This is a genomic window from Streptomyces parvulus (assembly GCF_014648855.1).
Taxonomy (GTDB): Bacteria; Actinomycetota; Actinomycetes; order Streptomycetales; family Streptomycetaceae; genus Streptomyces; species Streptomyces parvulus.
This window is the reverse complement of the sequence record NZ_BMRX01000021.1, coordinates 1-15,901: the sequence shown is the minus strand read 5'-3', so window position 1 is coordinate 15,901 and position 15,901 is coordinate 1. Positions and strand designations below refer to the sequence as shown.

The following is a 15,901-nucleotide window of genomic DNA, read 5'->3' as shown; positions in this document are numbered from 1 at the left end:
GCGGACCGCCACAGCAGGAGGACCCGATGACGACCACCGAGGCCGGCGCCGGCGCGTCCTCCGCCGCCGTGGAGCAGGCCGTGCAGCCCGAGACGGACGGCACGGACGTCGTGACCGACCACGACCGCGGCGTGCACGGCTACCACAAGCAGAAGGACGAGCACCTCAAGCGCCTGCGCCGCATCGAGGGCCAGATCCGCGGCCTCCAGCGCATGGTCGACGAGGACGTCTACTGCATCGACATACTCACCCAGGTCTCGGCCTCCACGAAGGCCCTCCAGTCCTTCGCGCTGCAGCTCCTGGAGGAGCACCTGCGGCACTGCGTCGCCGACGCGGCCCTCAAGGGCGGCGCCGAGATCGACGCGAAGGTGGAAGAGGCGACGAAGGCCATCGGGCGGCTACTGCGCACGTGAGCGCTCCTCGGCCACCCGCAGCACCTCGTCGATGCTCTCCAGGCTGAGCCGCTCCCGGGCGGCCGACGCCGCGATGATCAGTTCACCGCAGAGCTCGATCTCGGCGAGGGCCACGTGGTCCTGAACCGCCGTGCCGCCGACCGGAGCCACACCCGCCACCTCGTCTCTGCCGTCACCGACTTCCTAGAGTAGGGAGCGGCCTACGCACCGCGCATGGCACGGAAGGGCTAGTTCTTGCCGTCCACCGCCTCGCCCGGCTCGGCCGAGATCCGGCCCGCGTAGATGTCCCGCTCCTCGGGCAGCCGTACGCGCACGGCGGCGCCGAAGTCGAAGAGCAGCGTCGTCGAGGCGACCTCCACGGTGCCCTTCTGGTGCCCGTTGGCGAAGCTGAAGCGCTGCCTGAGCTTGCGGACGCGCCCCTCGTCGTCGAGGTAGACGTCGAACGGCACCTCTGCGGTGGCGAACCCCTCGGCCGCCGCGGCCAGCGCCTTCCTGTTGCCCTCCGAGGCGGCGCGGGCCGCCCACGCGAGATCGGCGGTCCCCCGGTAGTGCGTCACCTCGGTCCCCGCGACCTCGGTGCGCTCCACGAACGCCGCCTTCCGCGTCCCGCGCAGCACCTCGGCGGCGGCGAGCGGGTCCGTCGCGCCGCCGGTCACCAGGTTGCCGTCGGAGAGCGAGGCGGTGTCGACCCGCACCCACTTGTCGTCGGGCACGCCGGCGCCGCGGTTCTTCATGAACAGCGCACCCGGCGCGAGCAGCTCGGTGATCGGCCGGTGCTCGCTCGACCCCGCCGGGTCCTGCGGCAGCCGCACCTTCAGCTGCCCGAGCCGCCCCTCGAAGTCGTACACGCCCTCGCCGCGGATGGTCACCCGCGTCCCGCCGCTGGCCATCTCCATCGCGGTGCGCGTCTTGGCGCTCCCGGCGGCCACCAGCCGGTCGGCGGCCCGGTGCAGCACGGCGACCGGATCACCGCCCTCCGCGCCCTGCGCGACCGACTCCGGGCCGGAGCACGCGGCACCGGCCAGACACGCGCAGACGACACTTCCGGCCGCGACGAGCCCGCCGGCCGCCCGCGCCCTGCTCCGCCGCTCCCTCTCCCGCCCGACCATCGCCACCTGCCCCAAGCCGTCCCGCCCGTTCCGGACCCCCTGCCGTCCCGGTTAACGAGGGGCAGGCGACCCCGGTAACGTTGCGGGCGTGGCGCAACAGGACGGTCTCGAAGTCCCCGGGGACGCCCCGGAACACCTCACGACGACGGTCGAACAGGGCCCCTTCTGCCTCGCCCGCTGCACCTGCGGCTGGCGCGGCCCGGCCCGAAGAGCAAGAAGCCAGGCCCGCACAGACGCGGAGACCCACCCCTCGTAGCTGCGAACAATCGCACCGCCAGGGCAACCGAAGCCGCAGCAAGCCCCCCCCCCCCCCGTAGCTGCGGGCAGTCGTGCCGCTGGGGCGGCACGGGTGGGCGCAGCGGCACCCCGCAACGCCGGGCCACGACACCCACCCCCGGCCCACCGCAACACCGGTCACCCCACAGCCGACCTCAGCGCACCCCGCCCCGCCCCGCCCTGCCCCGCCCCACCCCGCACCCCGCACCACCCACCAGGCCCACCCAATGGAACCCGCACCCCCGCACCCCCGTCTCCTCCCAAGACCCCCCACGGGACGCGGAGGCGACATGCACCGGCGCACATTCCTAGGCGGCACAGCGGCCGCCGCCCTCACCACCACAACGGCCTGCACAGGCAAACCCACCCCGGACCCGGCCCCCGGCCCGGCGAAGAACCCGGAGACCACCCCCCGCCTCACCCACACCGCGACGTCCACCTCCACGACCGCCACCCGCACCCCCACCCCCACCTCCTGGTCGGCCCTGGCCGAATCCCTGGACGGCCCCCTGATCCGCCCCGGCGACCGCTCCTGGCAATCCGCCCACCGCCTCTACAACACCCGCTTCGACACCCTCAGACCCACCGCCGTCGCCTACGCCGCCCACCCGGACGACATCCGCACGGCCCTCGCCTACGCCCGCGCCCACCACGTCCCCGTGGCGATCCGCAACGGCGGCCACTCCTACGCGGGCTGGTCCTCCGGCGACGGCCGCCTGATCATCGACGTCTCCAAGCTCAACCGCGTCCGGGCGAGCGGCGGCGAGGCCACCATCGGCGCCGGCGCCAAGCTCATCGACGTCTACCGCGCCCTCTCCGCGAAGGGCGTCACCGTCCCCGCCGGCTCCTGCCCGACCGTCGGCATCTCGGGCCTCACCCTCGGCGGCGGCCACGGCGTCGTCTCCCGCGCCTACGGCCTGACCTGCGACAGCCTCATCCGCGCCACCCTCATCACCGCGGACGGCAAGGAGATCACCGCCGACGCGAAGAACGAGCACAAGGACCTGTTCTGGGCCCTGCGCGGCGCCGGCAACGGCAACTTCGGCATCGTCACCGAGTTCCGCTTCCGCACCCACCCGGCCCCCCAGGCCGTGACCGCCTACCTGACCTGGCCCTGGCGCCGGGCCGCCGCCGTGGTCCGCGCCTGGCAGGAGTGGGGCCCGGGCCAGCCCGACGAGATCTGGTCGTCCCTCCACCTGGCCGCCGCCCCCGGCCGCAGCCCGTCCGTCTCGGTCGCCGCCTTCTCCCTCGGCTCCCACCGCGAACTGCAGAACGCCGTCGACCGCCTGGCCGACCGCGTCGGCGCCCCCGCGAGCAGCGTCTTCCTCAGACGCCGTTCCTACCAGGAGTCGATGGAGATGTACGCCGGCTGCTCGTCGTTCTCCACCGACGCCCGCTGCCACCTGCCGGGCTCCACCCCCGGCCGCTCACCGGAGGGCGGACTCGGCCGCGAGACCTACGCGGCCCGCTCGGACTTCTTCGACCGCGCGATCCCCGCGGGCGGCGTCCGCGCCCTGCTCGCCGCGCTCACCTCGGTGCGCGGCGGCGCCGGCAGCATCGCGTTCACCGCGCTCGGCGGCGCCGTCAACCGCGTCTCGCCGACGGCGACGGCGTTCGTGCACCGGCGCTCCCGGACACTGGCCCAGTACCTGGTCTCCTGGCGCCCTGGCACGAGCGGCACCGACGCCCAGTCCTGGCTGGCCTCCGCCCACAAGTCGATGCGCCCGTACGCCTCGGGCGCCGCCTACCAGAACTACACGGACCCGGCCCTGACGGACTGGCGGAAGGCCTACTACGGAGACGCGGCCCCGCGTCTGGCGAAACTCAAGCACCAGTACGACCCGTACCGCGTCTTCAACAACCCCCAGGCGCTATAGATAAGCGCCCGCGTACGTCCTCTAGGCGGCGAGATCCCGCTCGCCCGCCTCGGCGCTCTCCTTGCGCGCCCCGGGGATCACGGCCCCGCGCCCGGCCGCACCCTCCGGGCCGCGCGCGCTGACCAGCCAACCCACCCGCGGTGAACGCTCGATCGCGCGGGTCAGCGGGGTGAGCAGGGCCATGGCGAGGGGCGAGAGCAACAGCGCGACCGCCGTACCGAGGGCGAAGCCGCCCACGACGTCGGTCGGGTAGTGCACGCCCATGTAGACCCGGGCGAAGCCGCCGAACAGCGCGAGCACGATCGCGGCGATGCCGAACCTGCGGTGGGCCACGAACAGGGCGACGGCCAGCGCCATCACGAGCGTGGCGTGGTCGCTGACGAAGGAGAAGTCGTTCTTGCCGTCGACGAGCACCTCGAGCCCGTCATGGGTCTTGAAGGGCCGGGGCCGCTCCACGAAGCCCCGTATCGGCACGTTGACCAGGACCGCGACCCCGGCCGCGAGCGGCGCCCACAGCAGGGCGGCCACGCTGGAGGCCGCGTCCTCGCCGCCGCGCCGGCGCACACCCCACCAGCACCACAGCACGAGCAGCACGATCGCGAACAGCAGCCCGTACTCACCCACGAACTCCATGACCCGGTCGAACCAGTGCGGCGCGTCCTTGGCCAGGCCGTTGATGTCGTAGAGCAGCTCGACGTCGGGGTTCGACCCGGATTCGGCGAGTCCAGCCATGGTGCTGCGGCCCCTTCGTCATGTCCTCCGGCGCGCCGATCGCGCGCGCCTCTTACGCCACCCCCGTGGTCACCTACACGCAAAGGAACGCACGGTCCCCGTTGATACGTTCCACGTTCCACTGAATGATCACGCAGACGTTATCGAAGAGAAACACGAAGCCGCAGCTCAGGGCAGGGTTTCACGCTGTGTCCAAACCCTCCCATTCACACCGTGGTGGGCAGCGCTTTCGCGCCATCCTCGGTGACCCGCGTGGCCCCGAAGTAGTCGGGGGTGTCGATCGGGTCGAACCGGATCACGGCACCCGTGCGCGGCGCGTCGATCATGTATCCGCCGCCGACGTAGATCCCGACGTGCCGGATGGCACGGGAGTTGGTGAGGTCGTCCGAGAAGAACACCAGGTCACCCGGGAGCAGCTCGTCCCGCGCCGGATGCGGCCCCGCGTTGTACTGGTCGTTCGCCACGCGCGGCAGCTTGACGCCCACACTCTCGTACGCCGCCTTGGTCAGCCCCGAGCAGTCGAACCGGCCGCCCTGCTCGGGTGTCCCGTTCCCGCCCCACAGGTAGAGCGTGCCGAGCTTCTTCTGCGCGTACGCGATGGCCCCGGCGGCCTGCTCGGAGGGGTCCACCCGCGTCTGGGGCGCCGCGAAGCTCTTCTCCAGGGTGGTGATGACCTTCACGTAGTTCCGGGTCTCCTTGTACGGCGGGACACCCCCGTACTTGATGACCGCGTAGGCCCCCGCGTTGTAGGAGGCCAGCATGTTCTCGGTCGGATTCCCGGGCACGTCCTTCACGTACGAGGCGAGGGAGCAGTCGTAGGAGGCGGCCGACGGAATCGCGTCATTGGGGTCCCACACGTCCCGGTCGCCGTCACCGTCCCCGTCGATGCCGTGCGTGGCCCACGTCCCGGGGATGAACTGCGCTATGCCCTGCGCCGCCGCGTGGCTCTGCGCCTTCGGGTTGAAGCCGCTCTCCTGGTAGAGCTGGGCCGCAAGCAGCGCCGGGTTGATGGCGGGGCAGAGATTGCCCCACTTCTGCACGAGGGGCTGGTAGGCCGCGGGCACGGATCCCTTGGCGAGCTTCTTCGTCCCTCCGCCGCCTCCCGCGAGGTCGCCGGCGACCAGGTAGACGCCCACGACGAGGAGCATCACGAAGGAGAGCCCGGACCCGACGACCACGGCCCCCGCGATCCATGCCTTACGCACCGTCAACCGCCCCTCGCCGTCCAGGAGTCGCCGCCCGGCTCAGTGTAGGGGCGGCACCGGCGCCGTGACCGTCACCGGACGAACACCAACACGGCCCTTCACCCGGTCACCCCGTCAGATTCCGCCACCGGAACCGGAAGACGGCCTGAAAGGGTCTAACGACCGAACCACCCGGCAGGTTTCGCTCACACATCGTTGCCCCTCGTGACCTGCCGTGATACACAGAGTGACGATACGTCACTTCGTACGACGTCACGCGCCTCCCTGAGCACCCGGCGCACGACGGTGGCAAGCTATTCGTACGAAACCCGCCAATCAATGACGCCAAGTCGACATACGACGGCGGCATTGTCGGCGACAATGAGGCCTGACCTCTGCACGTCCGCAGAGGGCGCGGAACTACCCAACAGGGGCGGTGACTTACATGCTCTTTGCGGCCGACGAGGGAGACATCAACACCATCATCGGGGGGATCGCTCCGGACTGGGGCCCCTTCGGCAGCCTGGGCAACGAGGCCAAGATCATGATCGAGGTGGTGATGGCCGTCGCCATTCTGCTCTGCCTCGGCATCGCCATCTGGGGCGCCGCCAAACAGCGCATCGGCGCCACCGCGCTGCGTGACACCTTCAGCGCGGAGCAGGGCAAGGGCCTCATCATCGCCGGGCTGACGGGCGTGTTCATCATCGGCTCGCTCGGCACCCTCTTCACCATCGTGTACGGAATGGCCGTGTAGCCCGGTACGCGAGGTCCCGTCTCCCCCATCCCACCCGCCCGTCGTGCCAACCGGCTGAGGTTGCGTTTCCCTGATGTCGAGTCACCACACCGCGCCCGCGCGGGAACCAGCACGGCTACCGTCGTACTTCTACGGCAGGCACGACGTCGAGGGGGCGTACGCGGCATGAGTCTCGGAGACGACCACCAGTCCTCCGGCGGTTACGGCGGCACCGGTCAGACACGGACCAGACTCCCGGACGCGGACGGCGGGCCCCGGCGCGGTGCCCGCTCGTCCTCGCGGAGCCTGGTCACGGTGGTCGGCGTCGTCGTCCTCCTCATCGCGGCGATCGCCTTCGCGAACCGTGGAGGAGACGATTCCGCATCCCCGGACGACGAGGCGGCCGCCGGCAACCCGAAAACCTCGGCCACGGCCCCCTCCGGCACCCGGCCGGTCCAGTCGGGCTTCGCCCACGACGAACAGGGAGCGCAGAGCGCTGCCGCGAACTATGCGGTGGCTCTGGGTTCTGACGGCATGTTCGACAAGGCCAGGCGCCACGAGATCGTCGACACCGTCTACGCACCCGACGTGGCCGCCTCGCGGCAGGCGGATCTGGACGGCGCGTACGCGAGCCAGAAGTTCCTGGCGAACATCGGCCTGGACAAGAACGGCAAACCGCCGGCCGGGCAGACCTTCGTCTCGCGGGTGATCCCGGTCGGCACCAAGACCACGGCTTCCAGCGCCGACAAGGCCACCGTCGAAGTCTGGTACACCTCGCTCTTCGGGCTCTCCGGAGGCACCTCGACCAACCCGGTGACCGAGAGCTGGTACACCACCACGTACCAACTGACGTGGACGAACAACGACTGGAAGGTCACCGACTTCCAGCAGAAGGACGGACCGGTGCCGGTCGGGCGCGATCAGCGGGCCTCCACCGCCGACGACATGACGAAGGCCGTCGAGGAGTACGGAGGGTTCACGTATGCGCGCTAACCACCGCTTCCTCAAGGTCGCGGCCGCTCTCACCGCAGTGCAGGCCTCTGCGGTGCTGCTGGCCACCCGGGCCGTCGCCGCACCCACACCCACGCCCACACCCGCGGCGAGTGACGACCCCTGCGACCTCATCCGCGGCCCCGCCAAGGACTACTGCGAACGAGGCGAAGGCGGCGGGTCCACCGGAGGTGGCGGTGGGGGCGGCAACGGCATCACCTCCACCCTCGACCCCCTCTCGTCCCTCGCGAAGGGCTGCGCCAACGCCGCCTCCTGGACCGTCGACAAGCTCAGCGCCGCCGTCCAGGACACCGCCAACGTCGACTTCACGAACCCGAAGTTCCTCCAGCAGTACGCCGTCGTCTTCGCGGCGTCGACCATCCTCACGCTCCTCCTGTGGCTGCTGGCCGTCGCCAAGCGGGCGGTGCGCGGCGTCCCCCTCACCACCGCGCTCTCCGAGGCCATCGGGTTCCTCTGGCTCACCGTCCTCGCCTCCGCGTTCACGCCGCTGATCCTCTACACCGTCGTGTCCGCGACCGACGGCGTCACCGACGTCCTCGCCAAGACCACCGGCAACCAGACGGACACCTTCTTCGGCACGTTCTCCGGCGCCCTGGAGAAGGGCGAGGACATCGGCGGCGGACCGATCATGCTGATCGTCGTCTCCCTGGTGTCGATCCTCGCCGCCGGCGTCCTCTGGCTGGAACTCGTCATCCGCGCCGCCCTGCTCTACGTCGGCGCCCTGCTCGGCACCGTCGTCTACGCCGGCCTGGTCGACAAGAACCTGTGGGGCCACGTCCGCCGCTGGGCCGGGATCATGATCGCCGTGATCCTCGTCAAGCCGGTCGTCGTCATCGTCCTCGGACTGGCCGGCGCCCTGTCCGCCGACGACGGCCCCGACGCCTTCTCCGCCGTCGTCTCCGGCCTCGCCATCATCCTGCTGGCGATCTTCGCCTCGGCGATGATCTACCGCTTCGTCCCGGGCTTCGGCGACGAGATCGCCAACAGCCGCAACAACCGCATCATGCAGGGCGCGGAGGGCAAGGCCGCCGCGGTGATCAGCTCCCCGGCGAACCTCGTCGCCCAGGGCATCAGGACCCACAGCGCCCGCAACAACGGCGACGGCGGCGGCCAGTCCTCGTCCTCCTCCGCCGCCCGCCCCTCGAACCCCGCCTCCGGCGGAGTCGCCGCGCACAGCTCGCGCCCCTCGAACGGCGGCGGCGGAAATGTCCCCTCCGCCGCACCCGCACCGCGCTCCGGCAGCCCGGTGAACACGCCCCACGCCAGCAACACCCGCAACAGCAAGAGCACAGGAGGTGACGGGCGTTGACGACCGAGTCCCACGTGTCCCATCCGGTCACGCCCCGCCGTACGTATCTGATCGGCCGCGCCCGGCCGAACGCGATCGTCGGCCGCAACCGCGAGACCGGTGAGATCGCGCTGATCGTCGTGGGCGCCTTCCTCGGCATGATGTGCGGGCTCCTCGTCCCCGTCCTCTCCCTGCGCATCGTGCTGCTCTGCGGCTTCCCGATGCTCGCGCTGGCGGCCGTCTACGTGCCGTACAAGCACCGCACGTTCTACAAGTGGTTCGAGATCAACCGCAGCTTCAAGCGCACGCTGCGCAACGGCACCACCTACCGCTCCGGCGCCGTCGAGGCCGGCACCCGCATCGACGGCCGCGAGGTCGAGGTCGGCCCGCCGCCCGGCATCGGCCGCATCAGCTGGCTGGCGGCGCCTTTCGGGCCCGACGAGATCGCCGTACTGCTGCACGCCGACCGCAAGACCGTCACCGCCGCCATCGAGATCGAGGGCCCCGGCGTCGGCCTGCGCGACTCCGAGGACCAGGAAGCCCTCGTCGACCGCTTCGGCACCCTGCTCAAGCACGTGGCCAACGGCGACGGCTTCGTCACCCGCATCCAGATGCTGGCCCGCACCCTGCCCGCCGACCCCGACGCGCACGCCAAGGACGTCGCCCAGCGCGGCGACGCCAAGGCCCTGCCCTGGCTCCAGCAGTCGTACGACCAGCTCCAGTCGATGGTGTCCACCAGCAGCGAGCAGCACCGCGCGTACCTCATCGCCTGCATGCACTACAACCGCGACCTGGCCGCCGAGGCCAACGCCATGGCCCGCGCCGCCCGCTCGGCGGGTGGACGCAAGCTGGACCGCGACGGCGGCCTCGCCGTCGTCATGGCCCGCGAGCTGACCGACATCTGCTCCCGCCTCCAGGAAGCCGACATCCGCGTACGCCAGCCCCTCGGCCAGGGCCGCCTCGCCTCCCTCGTACACGCCATGTACGACCCGGACCACCCCATCGACCACATCCAGGCGATGACCAAGCGCAACGCCTGGCCGGCCGAGCTGGACGCCATGGAGCCCACCTACCTCCAGGCCAAGACCCGCGAGTCCTCCACCCGGGCCCCCTGGTGCCACGCCACCGCCTGGATCAAGGAGTGGCCGATGACCCCGGTCGGCGTGAACTTCCTCGCGCCGCTCCTCGTCCACACCCCGGACGTCATCCGCACGGTCGCCGTGACCATGGACCTCGAACCCACCGAGGTCGCCATCGAGCGCATGCTGACCGAGAAGACCAACGACGACGCCGAGGCGTCCCGCGCCGCCAAGATGAACCGGACCGTGGACCCCCGCGACATCGCCGCCCACGGCCGCCTCGACCAGCGCGGCGAGGACCTCGCCAGCGGCGCGGCCGGTGTCAACCTCGTCGGCTACATCACCGTCTCCTCCCGCACCCCCGAGGCCCTCGCCCGCGACAAGCGGACGATAAGGGCCTCGGCCGGGAAGTCGTACCTGAAACTGGAGTGGTGCGACCGTGAGCACCATCGCGCCTTCGTGAACACACTTCCGTTCGCCACCGGCATCCGAAGGTAGGGGCTGAGCCAGATGCGGGACCCGCTGTCCGTCCTCACCGAGGCCTTCACGTCCTTCCTCTTCGGGAAGGTGGAGACGACCCGCCTCCCCGTCCGCACCTCCACGGGCCAGGCCCAGGCCGTCTACCTGCCCACCGCCGCGCCCGGCCTCGGCGACTCCGGCGTGATCATCGGCCGCGAGGTGTACTCCGGCAAGGGCTACATCTACGACCCCTTCCAGCTCTACGGCCAGCAACTGCCCGCCCCGCACTGGCTGGTGCTCGGCGAGTCCGGCAACGGCAAGTCGGCGCTGGAGAAGACGTACGTCCTGCGCCAGCTCCGCTTCCGCGACCGCCAGGTCGTCGTCCTGGACGCACAGGGCGAGGACGGCGTCGGCGAGTGGAACCTCATCGCCGAGGAGCTGGGCATAACGCCCATCCGGCTGGACCCGGCCGCCGCCCTGGACCACGGCATCCGGCTCAACCCCCTCGACCCGGCGATCACGACCACGGGGCAGCTGGCGCTGCTGCGGACGATCATCGAGGTCGCCATGGGCCACGGCCTCGACGAGCGCTCCGGCTTCGCCCTCAAGGTCGCGCACGCCTACGTCAACGAGACCATCGTCGAACGCCAGCCGGTCCTGACCGACATCGTCGAGCGGCTCCGCCACCCCGAGCCGGAGTCCGCCGAGGCGATGAACGTCGCCATAGACGACGTACGGGCCTGGGGCCTGGACGTGGCGCTGGTCCTCGACCGCCTCGTCGACGGCGACCTGCGCGGCATGTTCGACGGCCCGACCACCGTCGGCATCGACCTCGACGCCCCGCTGATCGTCTTCGACCTCTCCCACATCGACCGCAACTCCATCGCCATGCCGATCCTCATGGCCATCGTCGGCGTCTGGCTGGAGCACACCTGGATCCGCCCCGACCGGAAGAAGCGCATCTTCCTGGTCGAGGAGGCCTGGCACATCATCAACAGCCCCTTCGTGGCCCAGCTGTTCCAACGGCTGCTCAAGTTCGGCCGCCGGCTCGGCCTGTCGTTCGTCGCGGTGGTGCACCACCTGTCGGACGTCGTCGACGGCGCGGCCGCCAGAGAGGCCGCGGCCATCCTAAAGATGGCCTCCACCCGGACCATCTACGCCCAGAAGGCCGACGAGGCACGGGCCACGGGACGCGTCCTCGGCCTGCCACGCTGGGCCGTGGAGATCATCCCGACCCTCACTCCGGGCATCGCGGTGTGGGACGTCAACGGCAACGTCCAGGTGGTCAAGCACCTGATCACCGAGACCGAGCGCCCCCTGGTCTTCACCGACCGCGCGATGACCGAGTCCTCCGCGGACCTCGGCGACGACGCACTGCGCGCCGCGGAGCTGGAGGCGGAGGAGAGGGCGGCGGCCTTCATGGAGCAGCACATCGGCGACTCGTCCGAATCGACGGTGGCGTAGGAACGGGGAGGACCGGACGCATGAGACCGGACGACCACCGCGACCAGCGGCCCGCCCAGGGCGGCATCCCGGACGGCCTGCTGGTCGGTTTACTCGCCTTCCTCCTCGGCATGACCCTGCTGGTGTGGACGGCGACCGGCCTGGCCGCCCTCTTCACGCACGGCGCCTGGCCCTCGGGCGTGACCTTCACCGGCACCCCGCTGGCCATGCGCGAGCTGGTCTCCGAGCCCCACGACATCCCCGCCGCCTGGCCCGACGCCCCACCGGGCGCCCTCTCCGGGTACGGCCTGTTCTGGGGCCTGTTCATCGGCCAGCTGCTGGTGCTGATCGTCCTCGCGGTCTTCGTCATGGGCACGGTGGCCCGGTGGCGGGCGGTACGGCAGCGGCGGCGGGCGCAGGCGGCGGCCGAGCCCGTGCGGGAGCCGCAGCCCATGCGGGAGCCACAGCCCGCGCGGGAGCCGCAGCCCGTGCGCGAGCCCGAGCCCGAGCCCGTGCGGGAGCCGGTGCACGAGGTACCCGTCCCCAGAGCGGCGGAGCAGCAGCCGTCCGTCCCGGAGGCACAGCCCGTCACCCCCGTGGCCGAGGCCAAGCCGGTGGCCGGCTGGGAGACCCACCGCGCCGAAGGCGCCGTGCACTACGGCCCGCCGGCCACCCGCCACGCCACCGCGGCACAGGCCCTGCGCGACGCGGACGGCGCGGCCCTCGTCGTCACCTCCAACCCGGCCCTCTGGTCCGACACGAAGGACGCCCGCGCCAAGCTGGGCCCGGTCCACCTCTACGACCCCGCCCACCTCTGCGACACCCCCGCCCGCCTCCACTGGTCCCCCACCGCGGGCTGCGAGGACGGACCGACCGCCACCACCAGGGCGGCCGCGCTCCTCGCCCCCGTCCGCCCCACCTCCCGGCTCGACCAGGCCGTCAGCGACACCGCCGAACTCCTGCTGCGCAGCTACCTCCACGCCGCCGCCATCGACGGCCGCACCGTCCGGCACGTCCACCGCTGGTCCCAGGGACTCCAGGTCCAGGACGCCGTACGCGTCCTGCGCACCCACCCCAAGGCGGCGGCCGGCGCGGCGGGCGAACTGGAGGCCGCCCTCACCGCCCACCCCGAACGCCGGGACATGGCCCAGCAGCTGACCAGCAGGGCCCTCGCCGCCCTCTCCACGGTCAACATCCGGGAAGCGTGCACTCCCAACCGAACTGATGCCCTCGCCTTGGATTCCTTCGTCCACGAACAGGGCACCCTTTACGTGGTGGGGGAATCCATCGAGGACCCTCGTACGAGCCCCGGCGCGATGCCGCTGCTGACGGCGCTCGTCTCCAGCGTGGTCGAGCGCGGCCGGCGCATGGCCGAACGGTCATCCTCCGGTCGCCTCGACCCACCAACGACCCTCGTCCTGGACGACGTCGCCGCCGTGGCCCCGCTCCCCCAGCTCCCGGACCTGCTGGCCCAAGGCGCGGACCGTGGCATGCCGACCCTGGCCCTGCTCCGCTCCCGCGAACAGGGCCGCGCCCGCTGGCCCCACGACGAACTCCCGGTCTAGACCCTGCCGTTGCCCCGCCCGGCGGCCCCTCAGCGCTCCGCCACGAACTCCAGCTCGTGGTCACCGGGGCCACCCGCCAGGGGCACCGTCTGGCCACTCGGCACGAACCCGGCCTTCAGGTACGCGCCCTGCGCCCGCGCGTTGTCCGGGTGCACGATGAGCCGCACCCGCTCCAGACCGCTCGCCCACGCCCACTCCAGGCCCGCGGCGAACAGCGCCTTGGACAGCCCGCTGCCCCGCCACTCCGGCCGCACGAACACGCCCACGACGTGTCCCTGACGCCGCTCCACGGGGAACCCGGCCCAGTCCTCCGACCCGGCCTCCTCCACCAGCACGGTCAACGTGCCCAGCCACAGCCCGCCCGGCCCCTCCGCGACGAACTGCCGAGCCCCCGACGCACCCTCGGCGCTCCGGGCCGCCCGCTCCCGCCAGAAGGAGTCCGGCCGCGCCACGGCCTCGTCGTACGTGTCCAGGTAGGCGAGGTGCGCCAGCGGATCCCGCAGCGCGCGCAGGCGCAGCTCCTTGACGGCGGGCCACTCGTCGGCGCGTAGGGAACGGATCACGTAGTCACCGGGGACCGAGGCACTCATGGCGGTCACCGTAGTACCCGGGTACCAGACCTCTCACCCGATATACGGCCCCCGGACGGACGCGCACCGGCCCGCCGCCCGCGACCATGGTCGGATGGAGCCCGTGAAGAGCGCCCCCGAGGACCGGGCGGCCGAACCCCTCACCGAGCACGTCCAGCGCGTCACCCGGGCCCTGCGCGCCTTCGACCGCCGCCGCCCGCTCGTGTGGGACCTGCACTTCACCGCCTTCTGGGTCGCCGCGGCCCTGATCGACCTGGTCAGCGGCGGCTGGCGCAGCACCGCCCACGACCTCGACGTGCCGGTCGTCCTGGTGCTGGCCCTCAGCCTCGGCCTCACCGTCCCCCTGCTGCCGCGGCGCCGCCACCCCCTGGCCGCGCTCCTCGTCACGGTTCCGTTCGCCCTGGTGAACGCCTGGACGGGCGCCGCCCTCCAGGTGTCCCACCTCCAACTGGTCCTCGTCTTCCACCTCACCCTGCGCGGGCCGCTGCGCTCCCTGTGGTGGGTGACCGCCCTGCTGACCACCCCCGCGGTCGTCAGCGCGGTCCGGCACGGTGAAGGGGGCTCCTGGACCCAGCAGATCGGTTCGGTCCTGCTGTCCGTCGGTGTCGTCGCCCTGATCGCGGTCACCGTCCGCACCCGGCGCGACCACACCGAGGTACTGGAGGAACGCGCCCACCGCCTGGAGACCGAGCGCGACCAGCAGGTCCGGCTCGCCGCCGCCGCCGAACGCGCCCGCATAGCCCGCGAGATGCACGACATCATCGGCCACAACCTGTCCGTCATCACGGGCCTCGCCGACGGCGGCCGGTACGCCGCCGCCAAGTCCCCCGAGCGGGCCGCCCAGGCGCTCGACGCGATCGGCACCACCAGCCGGCAGGCCCTGGCCGAACTCCGCCGCCTGCTGGACGTCCTGCGCGACGACGACCAGGACGGCCCGCCGGCCGCAGACCTCGCCCCGCAGCCCGCCCTCACCGACCTCGACCGGCTCCTCGACGGCGTCCGCAGGGCCGGCCTCCCCGTCGCCGCGACCGTCAAGGGCGGCACCACCCTGCCCGAGGGCCGCCAGCTCACCCTCTACCGCGTCATCCAGGAAGCCCTCACCAACACCCTCAAGCACGCCGGCCCCGGCGCCACCGCACACGTCGACCTCTCGCACGAGGCCGGCGGCGCCGTGACCCTCACCGTCACCGACACCGCCCGGTCCAGCCCGCCCCCCGCCCGTCCCGGCGGCCGCGGCCTGCCCGGAATGCGCGAGCGGACGTCCCTGTACGGCGGCACACTCGAAGCCGGCCCGCGCCCGCATCCCGACCTGGGCTGGCGCGTCCATCTGCACCTACCGGAGGAATCCCCGCAGTGACCACCGTCCTCATCGCCGACGACCAGCCCCTCCAGCGCTTCGGCTTCCGCATGCTCCTGGAGAGCCAGGACGACATGACGGTCGTGGGTGAGGCGCCGGGCGGTGCCGAGGCCGTCCGCCTGGCGGCCGAACTCCACCCCGACGTCGTCCTCATGGACGTCCGCATGCCCGGCCTGGACGGCATCGAGGCCACCCGCCGCATCGTCGCGACCGGCGGCCGCACCAGGATCCTCATCCTCACCACCTTCGACCTCGACGAGTACGCCTACGCGGGCCTGCGCGCCGGTGCCTCCGGCTTCCTCGTCAAGGACGCCCAGCCCGAGGAGCTGCTGGCCGGCATCCGGTCGGTCGCCTCGGGCGACGCGGTGGTCGCCCCCGGCCTCACCCGCCGCCTGCTCGACGCGTACGTCCACCACCTGCCGCACACGGCGACCGAACCCGACGACGCCCTCGACCCGCGGCTGACGTCCCTCACCGACCGCGAGACCGAGATCCTGCGCGTCCTGGGCCAGGGCTGGACCAACACGGAGATAGCGGAACGCCTGCACCTCGCCGAGTCGACGGTGAAGACCCATGTCGGCCGCATCCTGTCCAAGACGGGCTCACGCGACCGCGTGCAGGCGGTGATCCTGGCCTACGACACCCAATTGGTGAGGCCGTCATAAATGCGCCCCTAAACGCAAGAAAGCCCCGCACCGTTCCCGGTGCGGGGCTTTCTACGCAATAATTGTTCGGCGGCGTCCTACTCTCCCACAGGGTCCCCCCTGCAGTACCATCGGCGCTGT

16 protein-coding genes are annotated in these 15,901 nt (G+C 71.8%); 11 read left to right on the top strand and 5 right to left on the bottom strand.

The annotated features are described in order from the left end of the window. Positions 1-26: 26 nt before the first annotated feature. Entirely contained in the window at positions 27-413 is a 387-nt protein-coding gene (locus tag IE108_RS31880) for a metal-sensitive transcriptional regulator (protein WP_064728642.1), read from the top strand. On the opposite strand, the gene IE108_RS31875 is transcribed toward IE108_RS31880, so the two are convergent. Together IE108_RS31875 and IE108_RS31870 are read right to left on the bottom strand one after the other, a co-directional pair. Then, complete coding sequence (locus IE108_RS31875) at positions 399-563, bottom strand: hypothetical protein (RefSeq protein ID WP_007451049.1); 165 nt, start codon at positions 561-563, stop codon at positions 399-401. The genes IE108_RS31880 and IE108_RS31875 overlap by 15 nt on opposite strands. A 77-nt stretch (positions 564-640) precedes the next feature. After that, positions 641-1,522: an SCO4651 family lipoprotein gene (locus IE108_RS31870; protein WP_064728643.1), complete on the bottom strand. Its 882-nt coding sequence runs from the start codon at positions 1,520-1,522 to the stop codon at positions 641-643. A gap of 88 nt (positions 1,523-1,610) precedes the next feature. Here IE108_RS31870 and IE108_RS31865 point away from each other — a divergent pair, with 88 nt between their 5' ends. Both IE108_RS31865 and IE108_RS31860 read left to right on the top strand, forming a co-directional pair. After that, positions 1,611-1,778 (top strand): hypothetical protein, encoded by a 168-nt coding sequence (locus tag IE108_RS31865; RefSeq protein ID WP_189397811.1) that lies wholly within the window; start codon positions 1,611-1,613, stop codon positions 1,776-1,778. A gap of 310 nt (positions 1,779-2,088) precedes the next feature. Continuing rightward, complete coding sequence (locus IE108_RS31860) at positions 2,089-3,675, top strand: FAD-binding oxidoreductase (protein WP_064728644.1); 1,587 nt, start codon at positions 2,089-2,091, stop codon at positions 3,673-3,675. Positions 3,676-3,696: 21 nt separating this feature from the next. Here IE108_RS31860 and IE108_RS31855 read toward each other — a convergent pair whose 3' ends face one another. Continuing rightward, positions 3,697-4,407, bottom strand: coding sequence for a phosphatase PAP2 family protein (locus IE108_RS31855; RefSeq protein WP_064728645.1), 711 nt, complete (start codon positions 4,405-4,407; stop codon positions 3,697-3,699). 206 nt (positions 4,408-4,613) lie between these two features. Further along, entirely contained in the window at positions 4,614-5,618 is a 1,005-nt protein-coding gene (locus IE108_RS31850; protein ID WP_229852565.1) for a C40 family peptidase, read from the bottom strand. 418 nt (positions 5,619-6,036) lie between these two features. Here IE108_RS31850 and IE108_RS31845 point away from each other — a divergent pair, with 418 nt between their 5' ends. The 6 genes from IE108_RS31845 (at position 6,037) to IE108_RS31820 (ending at position 13,169) form a co-directional block, all read left to right on the top strand. Then, on the top strand, positions 6,037-6,345 hold the full coding sequence (locus tag IE108_RS31845) for a DUF8827 family protein (RefSeq protein ID WP_055417641.1): 309 nt from the start codon (positions 6,037-6,039) through the stop codon (positions 6,343-6,345). A gap of 165 nt (positions 6,346-6,510) precedes the next feature. After that, on the top strand, positions 6,511-7,317 hold the full coding sequence (locus IE108_RS31840) for a hypothetical protein (protein ID WP_064728646.1): 807 nt from the start codon (positions 6,511-6,513) through the stop codon (positions 7,315-7,317). Then, positions 7,307-8,644: a hypothetical protein gene (locus IE108_RS31835; protein ID WP_064728647.1), complete on the top strand. Its 1,338-nt coding sequence runs from the start codon at positions 7,307-7,309 to the stop codon at positions 8,642-8,644. The genes IE108_RS31840 and IE108_RS31835 overlap by 11 nt, the downstream gene beginning before the upstream one ends. After that, the gene (locus IE108_RS31830) at positions 8,641-10,200 is read left to right on the top strand and encodes an SCO6880 family protein (RefSeq protein WP_064728648.1); all 1,560 of its coding nucleotides are present in this window, start codon (positions 8,641-8,643) and stop codon (positions 10,198-10,200) included. Before IE108_RS31835 ends, IE108_RS31830 begins: the two co-directional genes overlap by 4 nt. Positions 10,201-10,212: 12 nt before the next feature. Then, positions 10,213-11,625, top strand: a complete 1,413-nt coding sequence (locus IE108_RS31825) for an ATP-binding protein (protein WP_064728649.1) — start codon at positions 10,213-10,215, stop codon at positions 11,623-11,625. 20 nt (positions 11,626-11,645) lie between these two features. Then, entirely contained in the window at positions 11,646-13,169 is a 1,524-nt protein-coding gene (locus tag IE108_RS31820; protein WP_064728650.1) for a type IV secretory system conjugative DNA transfer family protein, read from the top strand. A gap of 29 nt (positions 13,170-13,198) precedes the next feature. On the opposite strand, the gene IE108_RS31815 is transcribed toward IE108_RS31820, so the two are convergent. Next, entirely contained in the window at positions 13,199-13,759 is a 561-nt protein-coding gene (locus IE108_RS31815) for a GNAT family N-acetyltransferase (protein WP_229852563.1), read from the bottom strand. Positions 13,760-13,853: 94 nt separating this feature from the next. Between IE108_RS31815 and IE108_RS31810 the strand changes: the two genes are divergently transcribed. Beyond that, complete coding sequence (locus IE108_RS31810; protein WP_064728651.1) at positions 13,854-15,116, top strand: sensor histidine kinase; 1,263 nt, start codon at positions 13,854-13,856, stop codon at positions 15,114-15,116. Further along, on the top strand, positions 15,113-15,781 hold the full coding sequence (locus IE108_RS31805; RefSeq protein ID WP_064728652.1) for a response regulator: 669 nt from the start codon (positions 15,113-15,115) through the stop codon (positions 15,779-15,781). The genes IE108_RS31810 and IE108_RS31805 overlap by 4 nt, the downstream gene beginning before the upstream one ends. Positions 15,782-15,901 lie beyond the last annotated feature (120 nt).

Bases quoted from the DNA above. Each gene is read 5' to 3' on its own strand.
- IE108_RS31825 (WP_064728649.1), top strand. From the start codon at position 10,213: ATGCGGGACCCGCTGTCCGTCCTCACCGAGGCCTTCACGTCCTTCCTC.
- IE108_RS31835 (WP_064728647.1), top strand. From the start codon at position 7,307: ATGCGCGCTAACCACCGCTTCCTCAAGGTCGCGGCCGCTCTCACCGCA.
- IE108_RS31860 (WP_064728644.1), top strand. From the start codon at position 2,089: ATGCACCGGCGCACATTCCTAGGCGGCACAGCGGCCGCCGCCCTCACC.
- IE108_RS31880 (WP_064728642.1), top strand. From the start codon at position 27: ATGACGACCACCGAGGCCGGCGCCGGCGCGTCCTCCGCCGCCGTGGAG.
- IE108_RS31845 (WP_055417641.1), top strand. From the start codon at position 6,037: ATGCTCTTTGCGGCCGACGAGGGAGACATCAACACCATCATCGGGGGG.
- IE108_RS31855 (WP_064728645.1), bottom strand. From the start codon at position 4,407: ATGGCTGGACTCGCCGAATCCGGGTCGAACCCCGACGTCGAGCTGCTC.
- IE108_RS31810 (WP_064728651.1), top strand. From the start codon at position 13,854: ATGGAGCCCGTGAAGAGCGCCCCCGAGGACCGGGCGGCCGAACCCCTC.
- IE108_RS31820 (WP_064728650.1), top strand. From the start codon at position 11,646: ATGAGACCGGACGACCACCGCGACCAGCGGCCCGCCCAGGGCGGCATC.
- IE108_RS31840 (WP_064728646.1), top strand. From the start codon at position 6,511: ATGAGTCTCGGAGACGACCACCAGTCCTCCGGCGGTTACGGCGGCACC.
- IE108_RS31815 (WP_229852563.1), bottom strand. From the start codon at position 13,759: ATGAGTGCCTCGGTCCCCGGTGACTACGTGATCCGTTCCCTACGCGCC.
- IE108_RS31870 (WP_064728643.1), bottom strand. From the start codon at position 1,522: ATGGTCGGGCGGGAGAGGGAGCGGCGGAGCAGGGCGCGGGCGGCCGGC.